General features: G+C 66.1%; 25 protein-coding genes. 13 read left to right on the top strand and 12 right to left on the bottom strand.

Going from position 1 to position 22203, the window contains the following annotated elements:
• The first annotated feature begins 1 nt into the window (after position 1).
• From BLW40_RS10690 to BLW40_RS10630, 13 genes are all read left to right on the top strand, one after another.
• Positions 2-334, top strand: a complete 333-nt coding sequence (locus tag BLW40_RS10690; protein WP_074768391.1) for a TusE/DsrC/DsvC family sulfur relay protein — start codon at positions 2-4, stop codon at positions 332-334.
• A gap of 18 nt (positions 335-352) precedes the next feature.
• Positions 353-1057 (top strand): respiratory nitrate reductase subunit gamma, encoded by a 705-nt coding sequence (locus BLW40_RS10685; RefSeq protein ID WP_074768389.1) that lies wholly within the window; start codon positions 353-355, stop codon positions 1055-1057.
• Positions 1050-2552: a sulfate reduction electron transfer complex DsrMKJOP subunit DsrK gene (dsrK, locus tag BLW40_RS10680; protein ID WP_074768387.1), complete on the top strand. Its 1503-nt coding sequence runs from the start codon at positions 1050-1052 to the stop codon at positions 2550-2552. Before BLW40_RS10685 ends, dsrK begins: the two co-directional genes overlap by 8 nt.
• A gap of 13 nt (positions 2553-2565) precedes the next feature.
• Positions 2566-4479, top strand: a complete 1914-nt coding sequence (locus BLW40_RS10675; protein WP_074768385.1) for an NAD(P)-binding protein — start codon at positions 2566-2568, stop codon at positions 4477-4479.
• Between the two features lie 5 nt (positions 4480-4484).
• Positions 4485-4829, top strand: a complete 345-nt coding sequence (locus tag BLW40_RS10670; RefSeq protein ID WP_074768383.1) for a hypothetical protein — start codon at positions 4485-4487, stop codon at positions 4827-4829.
• Positions 4826-5539, top strand: coding sequence for a sulfate reduction electron transfer complex DsrMKJOP subunit DsrO (gene dsrO, locus BLW40_RS10665; protein ID WP_074768381.1), 714 nt, complete (start codon positions 4826-4828; stop codon positions 5537-5539). The genes BLW40_RS10670 and dsrO overlap by 4 nt, the downstream gene beginning before the upstream one ends.
• Positions 5540-5555: 16 nt before the next feature.
• On the top strand, positions 5556-6716 hold the full coding sequence (nrfD, locus tag BLW40_RS10660; RefSeq protein WP_074768379.1) for an NrfD/PsrC family molybdoenzyme membrane anchor subunit: 1161 nt from the start codon (positions 5556-5558) through the stop codon (positions 6714-6716).
• A complete protein-coding gene (locus BLW40_RS10655) occupies positions 6713-8188 on the top strand; it encodes a cobyrinic acid a,c-diamide synthase CobB (protein ID WP_074768376.1) in 1476 nt (491 codons plus the stop codon). Before nrfD ends, BLW40_RS10655 begins: the two co-directional genes overlap by 4 nt.
• The gene (locus BLW40_RS10650; protein WP_074768374.1) at positions 8134-8364 is read left to right on the top strand and encodes a sulfurtransferase TusA family protein; all 231 of its coding nucleotides are present in this window, start codon (positions 8134-8136) and stop codon (positions 8362-8364) included. Before BLW40_RS10655 ends, BLW40_RS10650 begins: the two co-directional genes overlap by 55 nt.
• Positions 8365-8575: 211 nt before the next feature.
• A complete protein-coding gene (locus BLW40_RS10645; protein ID WP_074768372.1) occupies positions 8576-9715 on the top strand; it encodes an NAD(P)/FAD-dependent oxidoreductase in 1140 nt (379 codons plus the stop codon).
• Between the two features lie 17 nt (positions 9716-9732).
• Positions 9733-10269: a hypothetical protein gene (locus BLW40_RS10640; RefSeq protein ID WP_139305565.1), complete on the top strand. Its 537-nt coding sequence runs from the start codon at positions 9733-9735 to the stop codon at positions 10267-10269.
• Between the two features lie 21 nt (positions 10270-10290).
• Positions 10291-11088 (top strand): uroporphyrinogen-III C-methyltransferase, encoded by a 798-nt coding sequence (gene cobA, locus BLW40_RS10635; RefSeq protein ID WP_074768368.1) that lies wholly within the window; start codon positions 10291-10293, stop codon positions 11086-11088.
• 37 nt (positions 11089-11125) lie between these two features.
• Positions 11126-11995, top strand: coding sequence for an alpha/beta hydrolase (locus tag BLW40_RS10630; protein WP_211656763.1), 870 nt, complete (start codon positions 11126-11128; stop codon positions 11993-11995).
• 183 nt (positions 11996-12178) lie between these two features.
• Here BLW40_RS10630 and BLW40_RS10625 read toward each other — a convergent pair whose 3' ends face one another.
• The 12 genes from BLW40_RS10625 to petA form a co-directional block, all read right to left on the bottom strand.
• Positions 12179-12901 carry a DUF6125 family protein gene (locus BLW40_RS10625; RefSeq protein WP_074768366.1) on the bottom strand — a complete coding sequence of 241 codons (723 nt, stop codon included), beginning with the start codon at positions 12899-12901 and terminating at the stop codon, positions 12179-12181.
• A gap of 107 nt (positions 12902-13008) precedes the next feature.
• Positions 13009-13608, bottom strand: a complete 600-nt coding sequence (locus tag BLW40_RS10620) for a PadR family transcriptional regulator (protein ID WP_074768364.1) — start codon at positions 13606-13608, stop codon at positions 13009-13011.
• Positions 13605-14057: a (2Fe-2S) ferredoxin domain-containing protein gene (locus BLW40_RS10615; protein WP_074768362.1), complete on the bottom strand. Its 453-nt coding sequence runs from the start codon at positions 14055-14057 to the stop codon at positions 13605-13607. The genes BLW40_RS10620 and BLW40_RS10615 overlap by 4 nt, the downstream gene beginning before the upstream one ends.
• A gap of 132 nt (positions 14058-14189) precedes the next feature.
• The gene (locus BLW40_RS10610) at positions 14190-15452 is read right to left on the bottom strand and encodes an ABC transporter substrate-binding protein (protein WP_074768360.1); all 1263 of its coding nucleotides are present in this window, start codon (positions 15450-15452) and stop codon (positions 14190-14192) included.
• Positions 15453-15461: 9 nt separating this feature from the next.
• Positions 15462-16055, bottom strand: a complete 594-nt coding sequence (locus BLW40_RS10605) for a TonB family protein (RefSeq protein ID WP_074768358.1) — start codon at positions 16053-16055, stop codon at positions 15462-15464.
• Between the two features lie 190 nt (positions 16056-16245).
• A complete protein-coding gene (locus BLW40_RS10600) occupies positions 16246-18252 on the bottom strand; it encodes a TonB-dependent receptor plug domain-containing protein (protein ID WP_170834559.1) in 2007 nt (668 codons plus the stop codon).
• Between the two features lie 366 nt (positions 18253-18618).
• A complete protein-coding gene (locus BLW40_RS10595) occupies positions 18619-18807 on the bottom strand; it encodes a YgaP family membrane protein (protein WP_074768354.1) in 189 nt (62 codons plus the stop codon).
• Positions 18808-18884: 77 nt separating this feature from the next.
• Positions 18885-19541 (bottom strand): Crp/Fnr family transcriptional regulator, encoded by a 657-nt coding sequence (locus BLW40_RS10590; RefSeq protein WP_074768352.1) that lies wholly within the window; start codon positions 19539-19541, stop codon positions 18885-18887.
• A gap of 81 nt (positions 19542-19622) precedes the next feature.
• The gene (locus tag BLW40_RS10585) at positions 19623-20087 is read right to left on the bottom strand and encodes a MarR family winged helix-turn-helix transcriptional regulator (RefSeq protein ID WP_211656759.1); all 465 of its coding nucleotides are present in this window, start codon (positions 20085-20087) and stop codon (positions 19623-19625) included.
• A gap of 59 nt (positions 20088-20146) precedes the next feature.
• On the bottom strand, positions 20147-20584 hold the full coding sequence (locus BLW40_RS10580) for a hypothetical protein (protein ID WP_074768350.1): 438 nt from the start codon (positions 20582-20584) through the stop codon (positions 20147-20149).
• Positions 20585-20759: 175 nt separating this feature from the next.
• Positions 20760-21134 carry a NifB/NifX family molybdenum-iron cluster-binding protein gene (locus tag BLW40_RS10575; protein WP_074768348.1) on the bottom strand — a complete coding sequence of 125 codons (375 nt, stop codon included), beginning with the start codon at positions 21132-21134 and terminating at the stop codon, positions 20760-20762.
• Between the two features lie 51 nt (positions 21135-21185).
• Positions 21186-21728 (bottom strand): ubiquinol-cytochrome c reductase iron-sulfur subunit, encoded by a 543-nt coding sequence (gene petA, locus BLW40_RS10570; protein WP_139305564.1) that lies wholly within the window; start codon positions 21726-21728, stop codon positions 21186-21188.
• Positions 21729-22203 lie beyond the last annotated feature (475 nt).

Below are 22203 nucleotides of genomic sequence, written 5' to 3'. Positions count from 1 at the left end.
TATGGCATACGAAATCGACGGCAAGGTGATCGAGCACGACGAGGAAGGCTATCTGACCGACATCGCCCAATGGAGCGAGCCGCTGGGCGGCGTGATCGCCACCAAGGAAGGTCTGGCAATGACGCCGGAACATTGGGAGGTGGTCAATTTCCTGCGGGAATATTACGCCGAATACCAGATCGCTCCGGCGATCCGGGTGCTGACCAAGGCCCTGACCAAGCGGATGGGGGCCGAGAAGGCCAGCAACAAATATCTCTACGACCTGTTCCCCTACGGTCCCGCCAAGCAGGCCTGCAAGATCGCCGGTCTGCCCAAGCCGACCGGCTGCGTCTGAGCGGGGAGGGGCGACGCGATGGCGGCGGAACTGGCGATGGCGGCGATCCTGGTGGTGGCGGCGAGTGCTCTGCTCGTCGGGCTGACGCTGCGGATCGTGCTGTACGCCCGCACGCCGGCCCCGCTGCCGCTCGCCACCACCCCGGCCCCGACCGGACGGGTCGGGGCGGCGCTGCGGGTCGGGCGCGAGATCGTGCTGTTTCCCAGCCTGTGGGGGGCCGATAAGCCGCTGTGGCTGGCGGCGATGCTGTTTCATCTCGGGCTGGCCCTGGTGCTGGCTCGCCACCTTCGCTACGTGATCGAGATCCCCCCCGCCTGGGTGGTCGCGCTCCAGGGACCGGGACAGCTTGGCGGCATCCTGATGATGGCCGGTCTGGTCCTGCTCGGGCTGCGCCGGACCCTGATCCGGCGGGTCCGCAAGATCAGCCGTCCGACCGATTATGGCTGGTTGCTGCTGTTGCTGCTGATCGGCGGCTCGGGGCTGGCGATGACCTATCGCTGGCACACCGACATCATCGGATTAAAGGCGTTCCTGGCCGGACTGTGGCGACTCGACCTCGTCCCCCTTCCGGGCGATCCGGCCTTGATCGCGCATATGGTGCTGGCGGCGGCGCTGATCGCCCTGCTGCCGGTGTCGAAGCTGCTGCATGGCTTTGCCCTCGTCTTCAGCCCCAGCCGGGCCAGCCCGGATTCGACCCGCCTGGGAGAGCGCCGCCATGGCTGATTTCGTCCCCCCGCCCTTGTGGCCCGAAATCGGGCTGGAGCCGGTTCCGTCGCCCGAGGACGGGCTGATGGCGGCCTGCCGTCCGTTCGTCGCCGCGCCCGCTCATAATCAGGCGCTCGGCTTTCCCGGTGAACTGGTCGAGGATTGGGAGACCCGCGCCGTGGCCCGGCTGGGCGAATTGCTGGCGGGCAACCGGGCGCTGCGGGTCTATCTCGATGCCTGCGTCGGCTGCGGGGCCTGCGCCGACAAATGCCATTTCTTTCTTGGCACCGGCGACGCCAACAACATGCCGGTGGCGCGGCAGAACCTGCTGCGGGCGGTCTATTGCCGTCATTTCACTCCGGCCGGACGGCTGCTCGGGCCGCTGGCCGGGGCGGGGCGGCTTGACCGCGCCCGGCTCGATTCCTGGTACGGCTATTTTCACCAATGCTCGCAATGCCGCCGCTGCTCGGTGTTCTGTCCGATGGGGATCGACACCGCCGAACTGTCGATGGCGGCGCGCGAGATCATGAACAGCATCGGGTTGGGGCAGAAATATTGTAACGAGATCATCGGCAAGGTCTACGCGATCGGCAACAATCTCGGCCTGCCGCCGCCCGCCTTGGCCGACACGCTGGAAGGGCTGGAAGAGGACGTCCGCGACGAAAGCGGCCACGACGTCCGCTTTCCCCTCGACGTCCGGGGGGCCGAGGTGCTGCTGGTCACCCCCTCGGCCGATTTCTTCGCCGAACCGCATGTCGATGGGCTGATCGGCTATGCCAAGGTGTTCCATCAGGCCGGGCTCAGTTGGACGCTGAGTTCGTATGCGTCGGAAGCGGCCAATTTCGGTCTGTTCATCGGCTCGGTCGAGCAGATGCGCAAGATCGCGCTTCGCATCCGCGCCGCCGCGCTTGATCTCGGGGTCAAGCGGATCGTGTTCGGCGAATGCGGCCATGCCTGGCGGGTGGCTCATGCCTTCCTCGAAGAACTGGCCGGGCCGTTCGATTTCCTTGATCCGCGCTATCCCCGCCCCCAGCACATCGCCGAGATCACTGCCGACCTGATCCGCACCGGCGGCATCCGCCTCGATCCCGACGCCAATGCCGGAATGGTGGTGACGCTGCACGATTCCTGCAATGTCGCGCGGGCCTCGCGGATGGGCGACGAGCCCGGCGGCCAGTTCACCCTGCCGCGCGAGATCGTCCGGGCGGCGGTGCCGCGCTTTGTCGAAATGCATCCCGACACCACCCATGACCGCACCTTCTGTTGCGGCGGCGGCGGCGGGCTGCTGACCGACGATCTGATCGAGCTGCGGATCAAGGGGGCGCGCCCCCGGATGCAGGCGTTGAAGCAGGTGGTCGAGCAGGACGGCGTCACCCACCTCTGCGCGCTGTGCGCGATCTGCAAAAGCCAGTTCACCAAGGTGCTGCCCGCCTACGGGTTCGACCGCGAGATGATGGTTTCTCTGCACCAACTGGTCGGCCAGGCAATCCGGCTGGGCACGTCAAGCCTTTGAGGGAGACAGACCGATGACCGCTTTTCCGGCTGCCCAACCGCTCCCCGCGCCGACCTTCCGGCGCTATCGCGACGGAGACGATGCCCACCGCCCCTGGCAGGAGGAAATCTTTCAGGCCGGGTGGTCGCACAAATGCCCGACCTATGTTCACAAGACCTCGCCCTGTCAGGCAGCGTGCCCGTCCGGCCACGACATTCGCGGCTGGCTGGCGATGGTGCGCGGCCGCGACGTCGCCCGCGACGGCACCGGCTGGCAGGAAGCGGCCTTTCGCCGGATGGTCGAGGCCAACCCGTTCCCGGCGGTGATGGGCCGGGTCTGCCCCGCGCCGTGCGAGGATGGCTGTAACCGCAACGAGGTCGAGGACGCGGTCGGCATCAATGCGGTCGAGCATTTCATCGGCGATTGGGCGCTGGCCCAGGGCCTTGCGTTCGATCCGCCGCCCGCTGACAGCGGCAAGCGGGTGGTGGTGGTCGGCGGCGGCCCGGCCGGGCTGGCGGCATCCTACCACCTGCGGCGGCGGGGTCACTGCGTCACCATCCTGGAAAGCCAGCAGGCTTTGGGCGGCATGATGCGGTTCGGCATTCCGGGCTATCGCACCCCGCGCCCGGTGCTGGACGGCGAGATCGACCGCATCCTGGCGCTGGGAATCGAGGTGCGGCTGGGCGTCCGGGTCGGCCGCGACGTCGCCCTCGCCGATCTGGAGCGCGAGTTCGACGCGATCTTCTGGGCGATCGGCACCCATAGCGGCCGGGGATTGCCGGTGCCGGGAGCCGATGCCCCCAATTGCATCAGCGGTATCGCCTTTTTGCGCGCCTATAACCAAGGGCGGTTGCAGACGGTGACCGGGCGGGTGGTGGTGATCGGCGGCGGCGACACCTCGATCGACGTCGCCTCGGTGGCGCGTCGTCTCGGCCATGTCAGCCATCTCGCCGACAAGGACCGTCCCGAGACCGTGGTGCTGGGCCAGACCGCCCACGATGTCGCCGCCAGCGCGCTGCGCCAGGGTGCCCATGTCGTGCTGACCTCGCTGTTTCCGGTCGAAAAGATGATGGCGGCCGAGCGCGAGATCGTCGATGCGACCCGGGAAGGGGTCGAGATCATCGGCGGGGTGATGCCGCTTGAGGTGCTGACGGATGGCGACGGCCGCGCCCGCGCGATCCGCCTGTGTCGCTGCGAGATGGAGGGCACCGCGCCCCGCCCGTTGGTCGGAACCGAATTCGAGATCGAATGCGATCTGGTCGTCGCCGCGATCGGCCAAAAGGGCGATCTGGCCGATCTGCCCGAACTCGACAGCGGCACCGGCTTTATCGCCGCCGACCGTAGCTTGGCGGTGCCGGGACGGCGGGGGCATTTCGTCGGCGGCGATATCGTCCGGCCCCATCTGCTGACCAGTGCGATCGGCCATGGCCGCCTTGCCGCCGACAGTATCGACCGCTTCCTCAGCGGCGAGGAGGCCCGGCTCCGTCGTCCCAAGGTCGAGGGCGTGCTGTTCGATCTGCCCGCCCGGCTGGCCCAGGACGGGCTCGCCTCCGCCGATGGGGCGATCCACAATTACGAGGACCGCGCCCCCCACGAGGTGATCCCCCACGAGGATCTGTTTCTGGCCCATTTCGCGCCCGTCGCCCGCCATGCCCGCCCGCATGTCGAGATCGAAGCGGGGGCGGTGCTGGGCAATTTCGACGAACGGCTGGGGGGCTTGAGCGAGGCCGAGGCGATCGACGAGGCCAAACGCTGCATCGGCTGCGGTCTGTGCCTTGAGTGCGACAATTGCCTGATCTACTGCCCCCAGCACGCGGTCGAGCGTCTGCCCAAGGCCGAGCGCGCCCCTGGCCGCTATGTCCGCACCGATTACAGCCGCTGTATCGGCTGTCACATCTGTCACGACGTCTGCCCCTCCGGTTACATCCAGATGGGGCTGGGGGAATAGCGACGATGATCCCGGTCCGACCGCTTGTGGGCCTGCTCGTCCTGGCCGTCGCCGCCCCGGCCCTGGCCGCCGAGTCCGGCTGTCTTGCGCCCCCCGACCGGATGCGGCGGGTGCATATGGACCTGCTGCGCCACGACCGCGATCAGGCGGTGCGTCTCGGTGTGCAGCGGCCCGGCCACGGACTCGCCGCCTGCATCGACTGCCATGCCCGGAAGGACGAGGCGGGGAGGGCGGTTCCAGCCTCGGATTCCCGCCATTTCTGCGCCGGATGCCATCGCGCCGCGGCGGTCGCGGTCGATTGCTTCGCCTGCCATCGCTCGATCCCCGCCCCGCCGGAGACAACGCCATGACCCCGCGCCGGACCTTCCTGGTGGCCGCCCTGACTGGCGCGGGAATGGCGACGCTGGCCCCCGGTCTGTTGCTGATCCCGGCCCAGGCGGCCGCGGGGGCCGATCCCGCCCGCCGCTTTGCGATTCTGATCGACGTCACCCGTTGTTCGGCCGATTGCACCGCCTGCGTCACCGCCTGTCAGGCCGAGCAGGGATGGGGGCCGCAGGGATTGGGGGCCGCCGATCCCCACTGGGTCCGCAAGGTCGAGGCGACCGATCCCACCACCGGGTCCACCCTCTCGCTGCCGGTGCTGTGCCAGCATTGCGACAATCCGCCTTGCGTCGATGTCTGCCCGACCGGCGCGTCGTTCGTCCGCCCCGACGGCATCGTTCTGGTCGATCGCCATCGCTGCATCGGCTGCCGCTTTTGCCAGATGGCCTGTCCGGTCAAAGCCCGCTCGTTCGTCGCCGCGCCGCAGGACGACCAACGCCCGCACATGCCACGCGGCCAAGGCACCGTCGAAGCCTGCACCCTGTGCGTCCACCGCCTCGATGCCGGGCGCCAACCGGCTTGCGTCGAAGCCTGCGGACGCGACGGCGGCGGGGCGATGCTGTTCGGCGATCTGACCGATCCCGACGGTCCCCTTGTCCGCGCGTTGGCCGCCCGCGCCGCCTCCTCGCTGCGGGCCGATCTCGGTCTGGGCGGCCGCATCCGCTATGCCGGTTTATAGGGAAGGGAGAGACGCCATGGCCGCCGCCACCCCAATCTTCACCGCCCTTGCCGCCAACCGCCGGATCGGTGGGGTCGTGGCCCTGCTGGCGCTGCTGCTCGCCGCCGGGCTGGCCGCCGCCCATCGGGTCGAGCTTTCCGGTCACGCGATTACCGGGATGACCAATCATGTCGTGTGGGGCCTGCCCCATGTCTGCGCCCTCTTTCTGATCGTCGCCGCCTCGGGAGCGCTGAACGTCGCCTCGCTCGCCTCGGTGTTCGGCCGGGTCGAGTGCAAGGGTCTGGCCCCGTTGTCGGCGCTGCTGGCGCTGGCGCTGCTGGTCGGCGGGCTGTCGGTGCTGGTGCTCGATCTCGGCCGCCCCGACCGGCTGCTGGTGGCGATGGTGCATCAGAACCCGACGTCGATCTTCGCCTGGAATATCGGTCTCTATGTCGGCTTCCTGGGATTGGGCGTGGTCTATCTGGGCCTGCTGATCGAGCGGAGGTTGAACCGGTTCGCTGCCCCGGTCGGGCTGGCGGCGTTTCTGTGGCGGTTGGTGCTGACCAGTGGGACCGGGTTGATTTTCGGCCTTCTCATCGCCCGCCCGCCGTTTCACGGCGCGATGATGGCCCCGCTGTTCATCGCGATGTCGCTGGCTCAGGGCGGCGCGGTGTTTCTGCTGGTAGCCCATCTGCTGTCCTGGCTGGGGGCGGCGCAGCCCGCGCCGGAGACCGAACGCTGGCTGGGCCGTCTGCTGGGAGCGTTCGTCGCCATCCAGATTTATTGCGTGTTGCTGCTGCACGTCACCCATCTCTATGCCGCCCGCGATCTGGCGATGGAACGGTTCCTGCTGCGCGACGGCGGACTCTATCCGCTGCTGTTCTGGGGCGGACTGGTCCTGCTGGCCGGGGCGCTGCTGCCGCTGCTGTCGCGCCGGGCGCGTCCGCTGGCGGGGGCGGCGCTGACGGTGGCGGGCGGGCTGGTCCAGCTTTATGCGCTGCTGATCGGCGGGCAGGCGGTCCCGCTCGATCTGCTGCCGGGTCGGGTGGTGCGCTCGGAGTTCGGCGACGGCGTCCCGGCGTCTTATCTCCCCAGCCTGCCCGAGGCGGCGCTGGGCCTGGGCGGGGTTGCGCTGGCGCTGCTGCTGGTGCTGCTGGGCTGCCGGGTGTTGCGCCTGGTGCCGGAGGCCAGTCGATGAGCCCCCGTCTGCTGATCTCCGCCGCCCATAAATCCTCGGGCAAGACGATGGTGACGCTGGGGCTGTGCGCGGCGCTGCGCGCCCGGGGTCTCGACCTGCGCCCGTTCAAGAAAGGACCGGATTATATCGACCCGTTGTGGCTGTCGGCGGCGGCGGGTCGGGTCTGCCGCAATCTCGATTTCCACACGATGGGCCGTGCCGAAATTGTCAGCCATTTCCGCCGTCACGGCGATGGCGGCGATCTGGCGTTGATCGAAGGCAATAAGGGCCTCTATGACGGAGCCGATCCCGAGGGGGGCGACAGCAGCGCCGCCCTGGCCCGGGTGTTGCGGGCGCCGGTGGTGCTGGTGATCGATTGCGCCGGAATCACCGGGGGGATCGCGCCCTTGCTGCTGGGCTATCGCCGTTTCGACCGCGCGGTCCGGATCGAAGGCGTGATCCTCAACAAGGTCGCAGGCCCCCGCCACGAGGCCAAGCTGCGCGCCGCGATCCGGCGTCATTGCGGCGTGCCGGTGCTGGGGGCGATCATGCAATCGGAGCGGATGGCGATCGCCGAGCGCCATCTCGGTCTGATCCCGGCCAACGAACTGGCCGGAGCCGACGCGCGGATCGAAGCGATCGGAGCCGCCATCGCCGCCCAGGTCGATCTCGACGCGGTGCTGGCCGTCGCTGCCGAGGCCGGGGCCGCGCCCGGTCGGCGGCCGAAAGCGGCGGCCCCCGTCCCCGCGCCGTTTGGCCGGGTCGCCTATCCCCGCGACGCCGCCTTTGCCTTTTATTATCCCGAAGACCTGGACGCGCTGGCGGCCGAGGGGCTTGCCCCGGTGCCGTTCGACAGTTTGCGCGAGTCCCGGTTGCCACCCGATATCGACGGTTTGTTTCTCGGCGGCGGCTTTCCCGAGGCGCACATGGAGGCGCTGGCAGCCAACCGCCCGCTGCTGGGCGACATCCGCGCCAAGGTGGCGGCGGGGCTGCCGGTTCATGCCGAATGCGGCGGGCTGATGCTGCTGACCCGCGCCATTGCCTGGAACGGCCGACGGTGCGAGATGGTCGGCGCCCTCGACGCCGAGGCGGTGATGTTCGAGCGGCCCCAGGGGCACGGCAACGTGATCCTGCGCGAGACCGCCGACGCGCCTTGGCCGCAGACGGGGCGGAGGCTGGTCGGCCACGAATTCCATCATGCCGGTCTGGTGGACATCGGCCCCGAAGCCCGCTTCGCCTATGACGTGGTGCGCGGCCACGGCATCGACGGCCGCCATGACGGGTTGGTTCACGCCAACGTCCTGGCCGCCTTCACCCATCTGCGCGCGGTGGGGCCCGATCCCTGGCCCCGTCGCTTTGCCGCCCTGATCCGCCGCCGCCGTCTGTCGCGGCCGGTGGCGGTCCGTTCCCCCCTTATCGTCACAGGAGGCCTATCGCCATGTCCGCACGCCATTCCATCGACGCCCGTCAAACCTTTTGCCCCGGCCCGATGATGGAGCTGATCGCCGCCTTGAAGGAAGCCTCGATCGGCGACGAGGTCGAGGTGCTGTCGAGCGACAAGGGCTCGGCTGACGACATTCCAGCCTGGACCCGCAAGGTCGGGCATCACTTGGTATCGAGCGAGGATCGCGGCGACCATTGGGCGATCGTGGTCCGCAAAATGAAGTGATATCGGCGAACTGTTGAAGGGACCTGTTCGCCGGTATCAGGCCGCCATTGCGGCGGCGGCCAAGCGCCCGGATGGGCGCGCCCGGCGAGGGACAATACGGCAAGTCAATTCATTGACTTGCCGGTATGACGCACCTGCCTCTTTCAAGTCCGGGACGATAACCGGACACGGGGGCGACCAGGGGTATCGGCCAACACATGGGAGGACGACAATGCGCGCCAAGATTCTCATTCTCGGCAGTGGGCTGGCGGGAACGATCATCGCCAACGGTCTGTGCCGCCGTCTCGGTTCGGAACTGAAGGGCGGCGAGGTTGCCATCACCGTGCTGGGCACCACGCCCCGGCATCTGTATCAGCCGGGATTGCTCTATATTCCGTTCGGGCGCATCCGCGAACAGGAATTGTACCGCGAGCAGAAAACGGTGCTGGACCGCCGGGTCAATTTCATCATCGACCCGGCCAAGCGGATTGATGTCGAGGCCAATCGGGTCGAGACCCAGTCGGGCAAGGTGCTTGATTACGATTATCTGGTGATCGCCACCGGGTCGCGGCTGGTGCCGGAAAGCATCCCCGGGCTGAAGGAGGGGGCGCATTCCTTCTACGATATCGAGGGCGCGCGCAAGCTCCGCGCCGCGATCGACGCTTTTGACGGCGGGCGGATCGTCGTCAATGTCAACGCTCCGCACAAATGCCCGGTGGCTCCGTTGGAAATGACGCTGATGCTCGACGAGCATCTCAACAATCGCGGCCTGGCGGGTAAGTTCGAGATCACCTACACCTATCCGATCGGCCGTCTCCATGCGCTGGAGCCGGTGGCGACCTGGGTAACGCCGGAATTCGACCGGCGCGGCATCCGCTCGCAGACCTTCTTCAATACCGCCGCGGTCGATCCGGTGGCGCGGACGATTTCGTCGGAGGAGGGCGATACCCTGCCTTACGACCTGCTGATCACCATTCCGCCCCATCGCGGCGCCCAGGTGATCGAGGAATCCGGGCTGGGCAAGGGTGGCTGGGTGCCGACCAATCCCAAGACGCTGCTGCGCGACGGCTCGACCAACGTGTTTGTCGTTGGCGACACCACCAACATTCCGATCTCGAAGGCCGGGTCCACCGCCCATTTCCAGGCCGATACGATCATCGACAACCTGTCGCTGTTGATCCAGGAGAACCGGTGGGCGCGCGATTATGACGGCAAGGTGTTCTGCTTCATCGAGACCGGGATGAACAGCGGCACCTATGTCTGGTTCAACTACACCACGCCGCCCCGGCCCAGCCCGCCGACCCAGATGGTCCACTGGTTCAAGCTCGCCTATAACCGGATGTACTGGTTATCGGCCTGCGGCCTGCTGTGAGCGGAAAGGAGAACGCGATGAACGCCACCACGCGTCCCCCCCTTGATGGAGCCGCCGCCGCCGTCACCGATGCCTTGACCGACGGAATGGTCGAACGGCTGGTGACGACCGGGGCCAACGGGCTCGAACTGCTCGACCGTCTGAACGATCCCGACACCCGGGCGGCGGTTCACCGCCTGCTCGACGGTCTGACCACGCTGCACAATAGCGGCGGACTCGACACCTTGTTCGAAATCGCCGCCGTTGCCCATGCCGCCCGCTCTGCCGCCAGCGACAGCATGGTCGAGCGTCTGACCGAGTTCGCCGAGAGCATGGTCACCAACATGGCGACCCCGGAAATCGCCGAACTGGCCCGCGACACCGAACGCGCCCTGTACGACGCCCAACGCTGCTGCGACGCTCCCGACGCCCCGAAGAGCCTGTGGGGTGTAATCAAATATCTGTTCAAGCCCGAGACGGTGCGGATGCTGTATCTCGCCATCGCCTTTGGCCGCTGCTGGCAGGACAACGCCAAGACCACCGCGAAAAGCATGGTTCCGGTGCCCAATCAGTGAGCGTCGGGTTAAGGAGGTCTCATGAGTGCGATTCATCCCCGGTTCGGGCGGGTCAGTCTGGTCGGTGCCGGTCCCGGCGATCCCGATCTGCTGACGGTGAAGGCGGCGCGGCTGATCGCCACCGCCCGCTTGGTGGTCCATGACCGTCTGGTCAGCGACGCCATCATGGCCCTGGTGCCGCCCGATGCCGAACGGGTGTTCGCCGGGAAGGAAAGCGGGTGCCATCATCTTAGCCAGACCGAAATCAACCAGGTGCTGCTGCGGCTGGCCCGGTCGGGTCGGGATGTGGTCCGTCTCAAGGGCGGCGACCCGTTCGTGTTCGGACGCGGCTCGGAAGAGGCGCTGGTGCTGGCTCGGGCCGGGATTGGGTTCGAGGTGGTTCCCGGCATCAGCGCCGCCGCCGGAGCGTCGGCCTATGCCGGAATTCCGCTGACCCATCGTGGGCTGGCCAGTGCGGTCTGCTTCGTTCCCGGCCATCGCCACGATGGCGGACGGCTTGACCTGGATTGGTCGCGGCTGGCCGATCCCGACACCACGCTGGCGGTTTATATGGGGCTGCAATCGCTGGCCGAGATTTCGGCCAATCTGATCGCGGCCGGTCTGGCTCCCGACACCCCCGCCGCCGCGATCGAACAGGGGACCACCGACCGGCAGCGGCGGCTGGTCGCGACCGTGGCGACGTTGCCCGATCTGGTCCGCGCCGCTGGCTTCCAGCCCCCGACCTTGATCGTCATCGGCCGGGTGGTGTCGCTGGCGGGCGATCTCGATTGGCGCTCGCGCCCGCTGGCTTGTGCCGAGGGGGCGATCTCGTTATATTAGGTTGTATGAATTTACATAATTCCTGGACATCGGGACGGTGAGCGTCGGGCTCATCGTCCTCGGGGCGGGCGTGGCGGCGGCGGGGCTGGCGGGGATCGCCTATCTGGCGTTGCTGTGGAGTTTCCGGGTTCCCCGCATCGTTTCTGCCACCGATCCCGCCGCTTTTGGCTGTCGGTTCGAAGCGGTGCGGGTGCCGACCGTTCGCTCCCGCTCGCTGTTCGGCTGGTATCTTCCCGCCGCCCCCGGTGCCGCCGCCGTCGCGGTGATCCATGGCTGGGGAGCCGGGGCGGATTCCCTGCTTCCGCTGGGGGCCAGCCTCAACCGCGCCGGTTATGCCGTTCTTCTCGTCGATGCCCGCTCGCACGGGGCAAGCGACGGCGACAGCTTTTCCTCGATGCCGCGTTTCGCCGAGGATCTGGACAGCGCCCTGGACTGGCTGAAGGCCCGTCCCGGTCCGCCGCCGTCGCGGCTGGTCGTGCTCGGCCATTCCGTCGGGGGCGCCGCCGCGTTGCTGTGCGCGTCCCGCCGCGACGATCTGGCGGCGGTGGTCAGCCTGTCGGCCTTCGATCATCCCGAGCGGGTGATGCAGGTCTATTTCGACCGCGCCCACATTCCTTACCGCCCGGTCGGCTGGCTGCTCAACCGGATCGTCGAGCGGGTGATCGGCCATCGATTCGACGATATCGCGCCGCTGGCGACGATCGGCCGCATCCGCTGTCCGGTGTTGATCGGCCATGGCGCCGAAGACGAACTGGTTCCGGCGGCGGTGGCGGCGGCGATCGCCGCGCGGGGCGATCCGGCCCGGGTCGAGGTGCACATCCTGGCCGACAGCACCCACGACCGCCCGGCGTCGTTCGACCTGCTGGGCGAGATCATCGTCGCCTTTCTGGCGCGGAAGATGGCCTGAGCCGTAAGAAGAGCGTCGTGCGTCGTCATACATGACGCACGACGCGATTGCCTCATACCGGCCAACCCTCGATTTGCCCCGTTGGCCGGTATCTTGCCGCCATTGCGGCGGCGGCCAAGCGAGCGGAGGCGAGCGCTAAGGCAGAGGGGCAATACGGCGGGTCAATTCATTGAGCCGCCGGTATCACTCGGCCAGGGTGAAGCGCCACGAACAGACCCATTCGGCGGGATGGGGATCGGGCGGACAGGCGATGCAGGTACAGGCGATGCGGCGGTCGATGGTGTGGGCGAAGGTGGTGTATTCGACGATCCCGCCCGATTTACAGGGATAATCGGTCAGCCCCTTGCGCTGCCGCGCCGTCTGCACCCGGCATTTCCGCATCCGCATCACCAGGGCACCGCTATCCTCGAACAGGATTTCCTGTTCGTTGATGCTGGCATAGAGGCGGTGACGCAGCGCCTCGGCGAGCGCGGTCAAGCCGCCGTCATCTTCTAGTCCGGCCAGCGCCTTGACCCGGGACGCTTCCAGGGGCGAGAACACCGACCAGCACGTATCGTTGACCGTTTTGGCGGCGGCCAGTCCCTCGCGCTGCTCGACCGCCTGAAACCACACCCCATCGACCGCCAGCCAATTGACCGCCAGCGCCCGCAGCAACGCCTGGGCGGCGTCGGGCTCCATCCGGGCCAACGGGGCGGGCAAGCCGTCCTCGACCGCCACGCCCATCGTCTCGCACAGACGGTCGATGATGATCCGGCTGGCCCTGTCGCCCGCCTCGCGCTCCATCTCCAGGGCGCGCTCGATGCCGAACTGTTCGACCGCGTGGGCGAACCACAGGCCATAATGAACGATGGTGCGACGCACCGCGTCGATGGCCGCCGCGGCGACGGGCCGGTCAGAGGGAGTCATGCTGTTTCTCCAGACCTTTGATCGTTAAGGAGTCTGGTGTAACGGCAGGCACCCAGACGGCGCAACCGCAATCTTCGGGGGTGCCCGTCCGGGGGTCGTGCAACTGCTCAGCTTCGCTCGATTTCGGCGGCGGCACGGTCGAGCGCGGCGGCGATCGTCGCGATCTGCGTGTCGCTGAGCGGGCCGCGTTCGAGGCGCAGGCGCAAGGCCAGCTTGAGATTCTCGACCGCGCGAATGACCGGCGGCGAAGCGGCCTCGGCCTGGGCGGCACCGGCCGCCGCCATCCGGTCCAGCAAAAGGGCGACCGTGCCCCGGTTGGCGGCAAGGTAGGCCTGTCCCTCCGGGGTGATGCGGTAGAGCTTGCGATTGCCGTCGCTCGCCTCGACCGTGACGAAGCCCTGATCTTCCAGCATCGTCAGCGCCGGATAGATCGTTCCCGGACTCGGGCTGTAGCTGCCGCAGACCATCGCCGCGATCGCTTTGATGATTTCGTAGCCGTGGCGCGGCTTTTCCGCGATCAGATGCAGCACGACCAGATGCAGGTCGCCATGGGCGAACAGCCGTCCGAGCCGACTGCCCCCGCCGCCGCCGCGATGATGGCGGTGCAGACGCGAGAGCAGTCCGTCTCCGCCGCCGCCGTGGTTGCCTTGTCCGGTCCAATCCTCGTCGCGAGCGGCGCGACGGCCGCTTTTCCATCCGAATATCATGGTGTGTTCCCCTGCTTCTGCCGCCCCGGCAACGCGGCGATAATCCGTGGCGCATCAGCCGGAATCACGGTGAAAAACGTCGCCAGCGGCGCTGCGCCGGTCTCGCCCTTGCGCGGCGGCCGCACCCCGCCCGGCAGGGCGATCGCGACCGGTCCCTGCTCGCACAGGTCAAGGCAGCCGCAGGGTTCGACCGCGATTCCACTATCGCCCGATTCTTGGCGCAGGGCGTCGAAGACGGCGCGTCCCTCGGGGCAATGCTTGCCGACGCAGACATATAATGTTTCCGCCGTGGCGAGATCGGCGGCGGAGAGCGGGGCGGGAGCGGCTTCGCTCCGGCCGCTGCTCGGCTGATCGCAGCCGGGATAGAGGGAATGGTGACGGCCGCGGCGATGGCCGCCTTGGTGACGGTGCCGTCCCCCGGTGGGACGGGATTGGGATAAGAAACGCATCAAAGGTCTCCGATAGGGTTTCGATATAACGATTAAACGATATATCGAAACCCTATCGGAACGCAAGCGGTTTGACTCACGAGATTGTCCCCCGGCGGTGCGGTCGGCACTGCCGGGGGACGAGATGCCACGCTACTTCGCTAAAACGGCGAAGGCGCGGGCGGTGGCGTCGTTGACCTCGGCCCGCCATTTGGCGCGGATCGCCTTGGCCTCGTCGCTGTCGAGATTGTTCATCGCCGCGTTGAGGGCGGGATCGGCGGCGGCCGTTTCGTCGAGAGGAATCCGGGTCGCCAGAGCGCGGGCTTTCTGGGCCTTGGCGCTGTCGCCCTGCTTTTCCGCGTCATGAATGGCGGCAAACAAGTCCTTCAGCTTGGCATGACGGCTGGTGATCGCATCGTCGAACAGAGCCTTCAGCACGGCTTGGCGCGCCGACGCCTTGGCCTGATCGAACGCGTGAGCGGGCGGGGCGGCGTCGAAGGGGCGGGGATATCCGGCGGGCGCCTTGGCATAGACCGACTTCCGGACCGGCAGGCGCGAGACCGCCGGTTCCATCAGCAGCATCTGTCCGGCCGGTGACAGCAGGAACTGAACGAACGCCCGCGCCTGCTCGGGGTGCGGTGCCTTGGTGGTGATGCCGACATGGGCGGGGGTGACGAAAGAGACCGAGGGATAGGTGAAGCTGACCGGCTTGCCTTCGATCCGGGCCGGGCGGACGAAGAAATCCATGATCAGGGCGATGCCCTTGCTCCCGTCGAACAGCTCGTTCAGCAGGGCAGCACCGCCGCCGCCATCCATCAGGCTGGAATTGGCGGCGATTTCGGTCCAGGCCGCCCAGCCCTTGTCCCATCCCTGGTTCTGCAACAAGATTTCGATCATCGCCGGGGCATAGCCGACCGAGGACGGCACCGGCATCACGATATGACCGGCATAGACCGGCTTGACGAGGTCGCTCCAGTCGGTCGGTTTGGGCAGGCGGTGACGGGCAAGATAATCGGGCCGCACGGCAAAGCCGTATCCCGCGATCTCGAACGGCAGATAGGTTCCCGCCGGGTCGGCGATCCGCATCCCCCACACCGAGGTTTCGATCCCGTCGCCCAGCGATCCGAGCGGGCGCAGACCGCCCTCGCGGGCCAAAGCGGGGAAGGCGTTGGCGGCCGGAGCCCACCAGACGTCGATCCCGCTCTGGTCAGGGGCGCGCAACGCCTCCAGCGCCTCGGCGCCGTGGCCGGGCAGGAACTCGATCTTGATGTCGGGGCGGACCTGGGCGAACGCCTTTTCGTACAGCTCCATCATGTCGGGGGGGTAGCTGGTGATGACGCGCAGAGTCTCGGCGCGGACGGGGCCGGCCAGTCCCACCGCGCACAAGGCGGCAAGACACAAACGGGCGATCTTCATGGTGTTCTCCTAATCCAGGCGAAAATAGATGGGGGCGACGATCTCGAGTCGGGGTCGGGGCGGTGGCGTCAATGCCACCCGCTCCACCGTTTCGAGCGCCCCGGCGATCAGCACGGGGTTCCCTCCCTCACCCACGACGTGAATCGAATCGGGGTCGATGCTGCCGTCGGCAAGAATCCGCATTCGGATGCGGACTTCGCCGCGCAGACCGATCCGGCGGGCTTTGGGGGGGTAAATCAGACTGCGTTGCAACCGGGCGCGGACATCGGACAGATAGGCTTCCATGGCGTCGCTATCGCCGCTGCCGCTGCCCGTTCCCGAATCGGTGCCGGGTCCGGCGGCGTGGCCGTGTCCGTTGCCGCTGAATCCCTCGTCGGCCGCCGCGATCGCAGTGGACGCGGCAAGGGATGCCGACGCGGCGGCACCGTCGTTTGCCGATACGGCATCGGATGACGGGGCCGGTCCGGTCGCCACGGTCGGGATGGCCGGGCCGGGCCGGGCCGCAAGCGCGGGACGGCGGGGCCGGTCGATCCGTTCGGGACGCGGAGGACCATCCGCTCCCGCCGCCGGATTGGGGTCCGGATGCGGGGGGGCGGACGGCACCGGAGCCGGGCTCGGTGGCACGAAATCCAGCTCTACGACGATCGGCGGAGACGGCTCCGGCGGGTCCGCGGCGGGAGGTGAAGGTGCCCAGGACAGGGCCGCCATCGCCATCGCTCCATGCACCAGGAGAGAGGCGAGGACGGACCGTGGCCAGAGCGACCCGCCAACGGAAACCGGAACCGATCCCGCGTCAGAACGTAACGCGGACATTGGCGAAATAATTCCGCCCTTCCTCCGGGAACCCGTCGTTGGTCTGGTAATTGTTGTCGAAGAGGTTTTTCGCGCCGGCTTCGACGGTCAGGTCGTCGATCGGCTTCCACGCCACCTTCAAGTTGGCAACGGCCATATCGCCGCCGCGATAGTAAGCGTCGGTCGAACTGTTCTGCATCCAGCGTTCCGAGGCCAGTTCGACCGATGGAACGACGTGGACCGCGTGAAGAGCCTCCCAATCGGCAAACAGCGTGCTCTTGTGCCGGGGGATGCCGGTCTCGCGCAGGGTCTTGTTGGTGACCTCGGCCAGCATGAAGGTGTAATTGGCCCCGAGTTCAAGCGAGGGAAGCACCAGCGACGAGGCTTCGAGTTCGAACCCTTTGTGCCGGGCGCTGCCCGCGTTGATGTTCTGGGTAAAGGTGTCGCCACCGACCCGGATCGAGCGGGTGGTGATCGCGTCGTCGATATAGCTGTGGAACAGGGTCGCTCCGACCTTGGTGTCGGCGCCGATCTTGTCCTTGATCGCAAGCTGGGTGTTGATCGACTTTTCCGACTTCAGGTTCGGACTGTTGTAGGCGGTGCCGAACTTGTTGCTGAAGCGCTCGCTCAAGGTGGGGAACCGGGTCCGCCGCTCGATCGAGGCGCTGACATTGCCGCTGTCGCTGTAGCGATAGACCGTCGCCATCTGCGGATTGAGGGCGTGATCGTCGGAGCGTTCGTAATGGATCGCCCGGCCGACATTGCTGACGATGCCCCAATCGTCGGCCTTGTTGAGGATCCGCAGGTCATAGCTGACCCCGGTAATCAGATCCCAATCCCTTGTTACCTTGAAGGTGTTCTCCAACGCGGCGGAATAGGTGTCTTCGTTCGATTCCTGCCAGGGCTCCAGGACAGTGGCGCTGACGCGCGAGCGCTCCTTGTGGGAGTCCGACCGTCCATGCAGGGCCGCGCGCAGCATGTCGCGGCCAGCCAACATGTTGAGGCCGCCCTCGATGCTGCCGCCCCAGGCGGTATCGCGGTAATTGCTCCACACCCCCTGTCGGGCATGCGCGTTGGTGTAGGTTTCGTTGGCGTAGAAATCGACCGTGTTGTTCATCTGGTCGTAGAAGGCGCGAACCTTGATGTACGACCCGTCGTCGGCGGTGGTCTTCGACAGCCAGTACAGGCTTTTCTTGCCCCATTCCGGCCAGCGCCAATAACGATTGTTGGAGACGGTGTTCGGCGGCGCGCTCTTGCGGCCGTTCTGGTCAATATAGTTGATGCTGTATTCGTCGTCGGCGTTCGGAATATAGCCGACTTTCAGGTTGATCTTGTAATCCTGCTTTTGCGATTCGTTGCGATTGCCGCCGTTTTCAGAGGCGGTCGCCTTGAAATCGTCGGACAGGCCGAAATGGTCTTTCTGCGCCCACTGGCCCGACCCCTGGATGTACCAGTTCTTTTGCAGGGTGCCGACATAGGCGTCGGTGGTGAAGCCGTTGAACGCTCCGTTGGCGTCGAAACTGGTTCCGGTGCGGACGTCGCCGCTTAACGGCGCGGTCGGACGACGGCTGACCAGATTGACCGAGCCTCCCATCGCGCCGGGGCCGTTGATCACCGAGGTATAGCCCTTGGTCACCTGGATTTCGGCGATGTCCGAGGTGGTGAACCGCGCCATGTCGAGGCGGTTGTCATAGGGCAGATAGACCCGGATGCCGTCGATATAAAGCGGCACCCGCAGGCGATCCATGCCGCGAATGTAGTAATTGGATTCGTTGCGGGACGATCCCCCATGGGTGATCGAGGTGCCCGACATTGCGTTCAGGGCGTCGTCGAGCGTTTCGCGGTTCAACAACCGCATCTCGTCCAGAGTCAGAACAGACGTTCCGGGTAACTGACTTTCCGTAGGTGCGCTGACATGAACCTCGCCCAGGGTAAAGACCCCGGATTCTTCGGCAGCCAAGGCCGAAATCGGCCCCAAGGCGGTACAGGCGATAACAGTGACCGTCATCGGTCTCATCATGATGGTTCCCCCCACATCGTCATTGGCTGGTCTTGCGTCCTGGGGAGCGCTGCCCCCAAGGCGGCCCCAATCCAGCCACATCGCGTGACGCTATATAGTTTTTCTATATAGCGATAACCTCAATACGGTCACGGGAAGGAATGGGCAAGAAAAATGTCATCAAAGCTGCCCTATCCAGACGATAGGGTTATGTGAGGGGGTAGAGACAAAATAAAACCCCGCCCGGATCGCGATCCGGACGGGGTTTTATCGGAATGGTAAAGACTTACCGAAGTCGTCACCACCTTTTGTCGGTGGGGCGGCCCGTCCGCTCCGGGGGGTGAGCGAACGAGCCTTGATCCGAACGAATGCGGATCAGGCCGACTTGCAGGTGCTGATGCCGAGCAGGGTATAAGCCGGGCACCAGCCGACCAGACCGCCCAGCAGGGGAGCGACGCCGATCCAGCCCCACACGCCGATGAAACCGGTCAGGGTGGCGACAATCAGCGCGATACCGACAGAGATACGAATGATGCGGTCGAGGCCGCCGACATTGGGGGTCATAAGCTTGGTCTCCTTCGAGAGTGGCGAAATCGCTGAGCCGATATCACCACGACCAAAGCGAGGGCTCAGTGACCTTGTCACACACCTTGAGAAAGCTGTCGCAGCGCGACCGGATCGCTGGGCTCGATCAGTCCGCGTCCCAGGCGGACCCAGCCGCGCCGCTCGAATTCCTTCAACTGACGGCTGATAACCTCGCGGGCGGTTCCCAACTCGACCGCGATTTCCTGATGGGTGGCGCGGATCGGCCCGCCCAGCCCAACGCGGGCGGCCAGCCAGCCAGCCAGACGGACATCAATCCGGCCAAACGCCACTTCCTCGATCAGCAACAGCAGGTCGGACAGGCGGCTGGCATAGGCGGAGAAGACGAAATCGCGAAAGGATTCGGACAGTCCCAGCAACTGGCGAAAGGCGCTGACCGGCAGCACGATCATCTCGACGTCGGTTTCGGCGATGCCTTCGGCGTCGTAATCGCGCGCGGTGATCAGGCAATTGGTGGTCAGGACGCAGGTCTGGCCGCTTTCGACCCGGTAGAGAACGATTTCCCGCCCGCCTTCCGAGATTTTATGGACCCGGATCGCCCCCTCGATCACCAGAACGTAATTCTGGCAGGTCGCGCCATCGCGGAACAGCACGGTCCCGGCCGGTACCCGAACCTGCCGGGCGGCGGCGTCGAAAACCCGCGCCGAGACGGGGTCCAGGTCGGGCAGGCTGGGATGGCGGGAAACGGACGTCATGACGGGCGGCCTCGCGAACGGAAACGGGTGGTATCCTAACCATCTACTGCTCGGCCCTTAAGGACAAGTTGTCCGCATCCCTTATGGCGCAACCGGGTCGGTCGGCAGGGGGCGGTTCAGTCGCCGGTGCAATTCGGTCAGAACCTTGAGCGCCGTCTCGGCTTCCTCGGCGGAGAAGAACGGGGACAGGTCTTCCGTCCACAGCGCGCAGAGGCGTTCCGCCTCCCGCCAGGCTCTTATCCCGGCGTCGGTCAGCGAATAGAGGGGCGACCGCTCGTGGAACGGGTTCGGTGCCCGGACAACGATCCCTTCCTCTACCAGCAGGTTCAGTTGCTTCTGGGCACCTTGCCGCGTGATTCCCATGATCTCGGCGATCTGGGGCGCGGGGACGGGACGCTCGGCCAGCGCGATCGCCCCCAGAACCTGCCAGCGGGCACTGGTCAGGCTGAGGCCCGCGACCAGACGATCGCCCTTTTCGAGAAGCCGTCCATTGACCCGGAAGACGCTTAGCATCAGGTCGGTCAAGGTCTGGGCGGTGGTTGTCACGTGATGTCCTCTTTCATCGGCGTCCTCCGGTCAAAAGCGCGGGAGGAATCCCCGCCATTCTATCGGGAAATCCGGCCGGTCAAGCGAAGACCGTCGCGGAAATTCTGGGAGAGCAAGACGATTTGAACCGCCCCGACCGCCAGTTCAAGCCCCTGGACCGCGAAAAAGGCGGTGTCCAACTCCCCGGCATTGGCTTTGCGGGCGAGAAAAAGGGCGGCGGGGATCATGATGACCAGTCCGTTGATGGCAAGCAGACGCATCCGGCGGCTCTTTGCGGCGGTCAGACCTGCGGGGCGGGATTTGGCGAGCATCGTCCCCGAGGCCCCGGCGGCGGCCATCGCCGGAATCAGGACGAACAGGCCGGACACGATCGCGGTCTTGACGGTGGCGATCGCATCGGCACTCAGAAGCGTTTCCGAAATGGCGGTGGAGAGCCAGAACGTCGCCAAGGTCAGCAAGGCGATGGCTCCGGCGGCGGCATGAAGGGTGCGGATCATGGCGAGGGCTCCGAGGGGGGGCGGGAATTGACAACTAGTAACCTAAGCGGTAACTGGTTGTCAATCGGGGCGCCTCAAGCACGCCAGAGCCGCCACCTCCCGGGCCTGACCGGCGGGCGCGCCCCGATCTTGCTGTCGGGTGTGGTGCGCGCTCGCCGGGTTACCCTCTGGTGCTTCAGTGCCCGCCGCAGGCCGAGGCGGGGGAGAACGCTTCGGCACTGCCGCCCAGCAGCGCCTGCACCGCCGCGCCGACGCTGTCCGCGCCGGTCAGGCGATAGACCGTGATGTTGGCCGACTGAAAGCCCATCAGCGGCCGCATGCCCATGCCACTGGCGATCATCGCAGTCACGCCCTGTTCCGCGAGCAGGCGGACCGGAACCATGCAGCCGCCTTCGGAATGTTCGACACCGTTCACCGTCGTCACGCTGGCGATCTCGCCGTTCTTGACCTGAACGAGCGTATAAAGAGCACACTGGCCGAAATGGGCGCTGACCGGGGCATCCAATCCCCCCGGAAGGTCCGAGGGAATGGCAATAAGGGCGGACCTCATTCGATTAAATCTCCATGCTGATGAAAAAGAGTCAAAGGCAGGCGGGGCGGATCAGCCGATCCGGACCTGGGTGTCGGTCAGGAAGGCATAAGGCGGCACGACCAGATTGGTCGGTGCCGGTCCCTTGCGGGCCCGTCCCGACGTGTCGTATTGCGAGCCGTGGCAGGGGCAGAACCAGCCGCCGAACTCGCCGCGCGGTTCGCCCGGCTTTTGACCGAGCGGAATGCAGCCGAGATGGGTGCAGATGCCGACGACGATCAGCCAGTCCGGCCGCTGAACCCGGACGGCGTCGGTTTGCTGGTCGCGCAGGGAAACCGCATCGTCCTGGACGGCTTGGGCAATTTCTTCCGGAGTGCGGTGGCGAACGAAGACCGGACGGCCGCGCCAAGTCACCGTCACGGATTGTCCGACGGCGACCTGGGACAGATCGACCTCGACCGTTCCAACCGCCTGGGTATCGGCGGCGGGGTTCATGCTGGAGACCAGAGGAATCGTCGCTGCCGCCAGTCCGGCCACGCCCAATCCGGTGGTCGTGGTCACAAGAAAATCGCGGCGGTTACAGTCGCATTGCGTCTCGGGGGGAGGGGCGGTCATGGAAGAGGCCTCCGGCATTTGAGGGAAGAGATGCGGATGTGATTTTCGAGGAGTTTAAGTTTCGATGCGGGCTCGGCCGCAATGAAAATTATCAATCCGGCTGGTATTTTACCGGTAAATATATTTAGAAACGATTCGAAATTATGGGGATAATTACTTAGGTGGATTCATTTCAATATTGTGGAATTGCGGGCAGGGGGCATCCCATCGGTTTGGCGTCGGCGGGTTGTCCGGGGGGGGGATCGCTCGTGGTGTCGTCACGTCCAAGGCTGGGGGCGACCTGTGGAAGGACTTAGGTTCGAACCGTCAGTTTTGACAGAGCCGTTTTTCAGCCCGCTCACCCCGCTCGGCGTCGTCGATAGGCCGCGCCCTCTAGTTTAAATTCCACATATCATTTTCGTTTTTTATTTATTCCCGATGGGCGTTCGAACAGACACCCCTCATCTTCCTGCGACTAAAACTCACCTGCAAACAG

Source organism: Magnetospirillum fulvum (assembly GCF_900108475.1).
Classification (GTDB): domain Bacteria; phylum Pseudomonadota; class Alphaproteobacteria; order Rhodospirillales; family Magnetospirillaceae; genus Phaeospirillum; species Phaeospirillum fulvum_A.
Note: the sequence above shows the minus strand (reverse complement) of the source record. Positions and strands in the feature narration are given on the sequence as shown.

Bases quoted from the DNA above. Each gene is read 5' to 3' on its own strand.
- BLW40_RS10690 (WP_074768391.1), top strand. From the start codon at position 2: ATGGCATACGAAATCGACGGCAAGGTGATCGAGCACGACGAGGAAGGC.
- BLW40_RS10685 (WP_074768389.1), top strand. From the start codon at position 353: ATGGCGGCGGAACTGGCGATGGCGGCGATCCTGGTGGTGGCGGCGAGT.
- dsrK (WP_074768387.1), top strand. From the start codon at position 1,050: ATGGCTGATTTCGTCCCCCCGCCCTTGTGGCCCGAAATCGGGCTGGAG.
- BLW40_RS10675 (WP_074768385.1), top strand. From the start codon at position 2,566: ATGACCGCTTTTCCGGCTGCCCAACCGCTCCCCGCGCCGACCTTCCGG.
- BLW40_RS10670 (WP_074768383.1), top strand. From the start codon at position 4,485: ATGATCCCGGTCCGACCGCTTGTGGGCCTGCTCGTCCTGGCCGTCGCC.
- dsrO (WP_074768381.1), top strand. From the start codon at position 4,826: ATGACCCCGCGCCGGACCTTCCTGGTGGCCGCCCTGACTGGCGCGGGA.
- nrfD (WP_074768379.1), top strand. From the start codon at position 5,556: ATGGCCGCCGCCACCCCAATCTTCACCGCCCTTGCCGCCAACCGCCGG.
- BLW40_RS10655 (WP_074768376.1), top strand. From the start codon at position 6,713: ATGAGCCCCCGTCTGCTGATCTCCGCCGCCCATAAATCCTCGGGCAAG.
- BLW40_RS10650 (WP_074768374.1), top strand. From the start codon at position 8,134: ATGTCCGCACGCCATTCCATCGACGCCCGTCAAACCTTTTGCCCCGGC.
- BLW40_RS10645 (WP_074768372.1), top strand. From the start codon at position 8,576: ATGCGCGCCAAGATTCTCATTCTCGGCAGTGGGCTGGCGGGAACGATC.
- BLW40_RS10640 (WP_139305565.1), top strand. From the start codon at position 9,733: ATGAACGCCACCACGCGTCCCCCCCTTGATGGAGCCGCCGCCGCCGTC.
- cobA (WP_074768368.1), top strand. From the start codon at position 10,291: ATGAGTGCGATTCATCCCCGGTTCGGGCGGGTCAGTCTGGTCGGTGCC.
- BLW40_RS10625 (WP_074768366.1), bottom strand. From the start codon at position 12,901: ATGACTCCCTCTGACCGGCCCGTCGCCGCGGCGGCCATCGACGCGGTG.
- BLW40_RS10620 (WP_074768364.1), bottom strand. From the start codon at position 13,608: ATGATATTCGGATGGAAAAGCGGCCGTCGCGCCGCTCGCGACGAGGAT.
- BLW40_RS10615 (WP_074768362.1), bottom strand. From the start codon at position 14,057: ATGCGTTTCTTATCCCAATCCCGTCCCACCGGGGGACGGCACCGTCAC.
- BLW40_RS10610 (WP_074768360.1), bottom strand. From the start codon at position 15,452: ATGAAGATCGCCCGTTTGTGTCTTGCCGCCTTGTGCGCGGTGGGACTG.
- BLW40_RS10600 (WP_170834559.1), bottom strand. From the start codon at position 18,252: ATGACGGTCACTGTTATCGCCTGTACCGCCTTGGGGCCGATTTCGGCC.
- BLW40_RS10595 (WP_074768354.1), bottom strand. From the start codon at position 18,807: ATGACCCCCAATGTCGGCGGCCTCGACCGCATCATTCGTATCTCTGTC.
- BLW40_RS10590 (WP_074768352.1), bottom strand. From the start codon at position 19,541: ATGACGTCCGTTTCCCGCCATCCCAGCCTGCCCGACCTGGACCCCGTC.
- BLW40_RS10580 (WP_074768350.1), bottom strand. From the start codon at position 20,584: ATGATCCGCACCCTTCATGCCGCCGCCGGAGCCATCGCCTTGCTGACC.
- BLW40_RS10575 (WP_074768348.1), bottom strand. From the start codon at position 21,134: ATGAGGTCCGCCCTTATTGCCATTCCCTCGGACCTTCCGGGGGGATTG.
- petA (WP_139305564.1), bottom strand. From the start codon at position 21,728: ATGACCGCCCCTCCCCCCGAGACGCAATGCGACTGTAACCGCCGCGAT.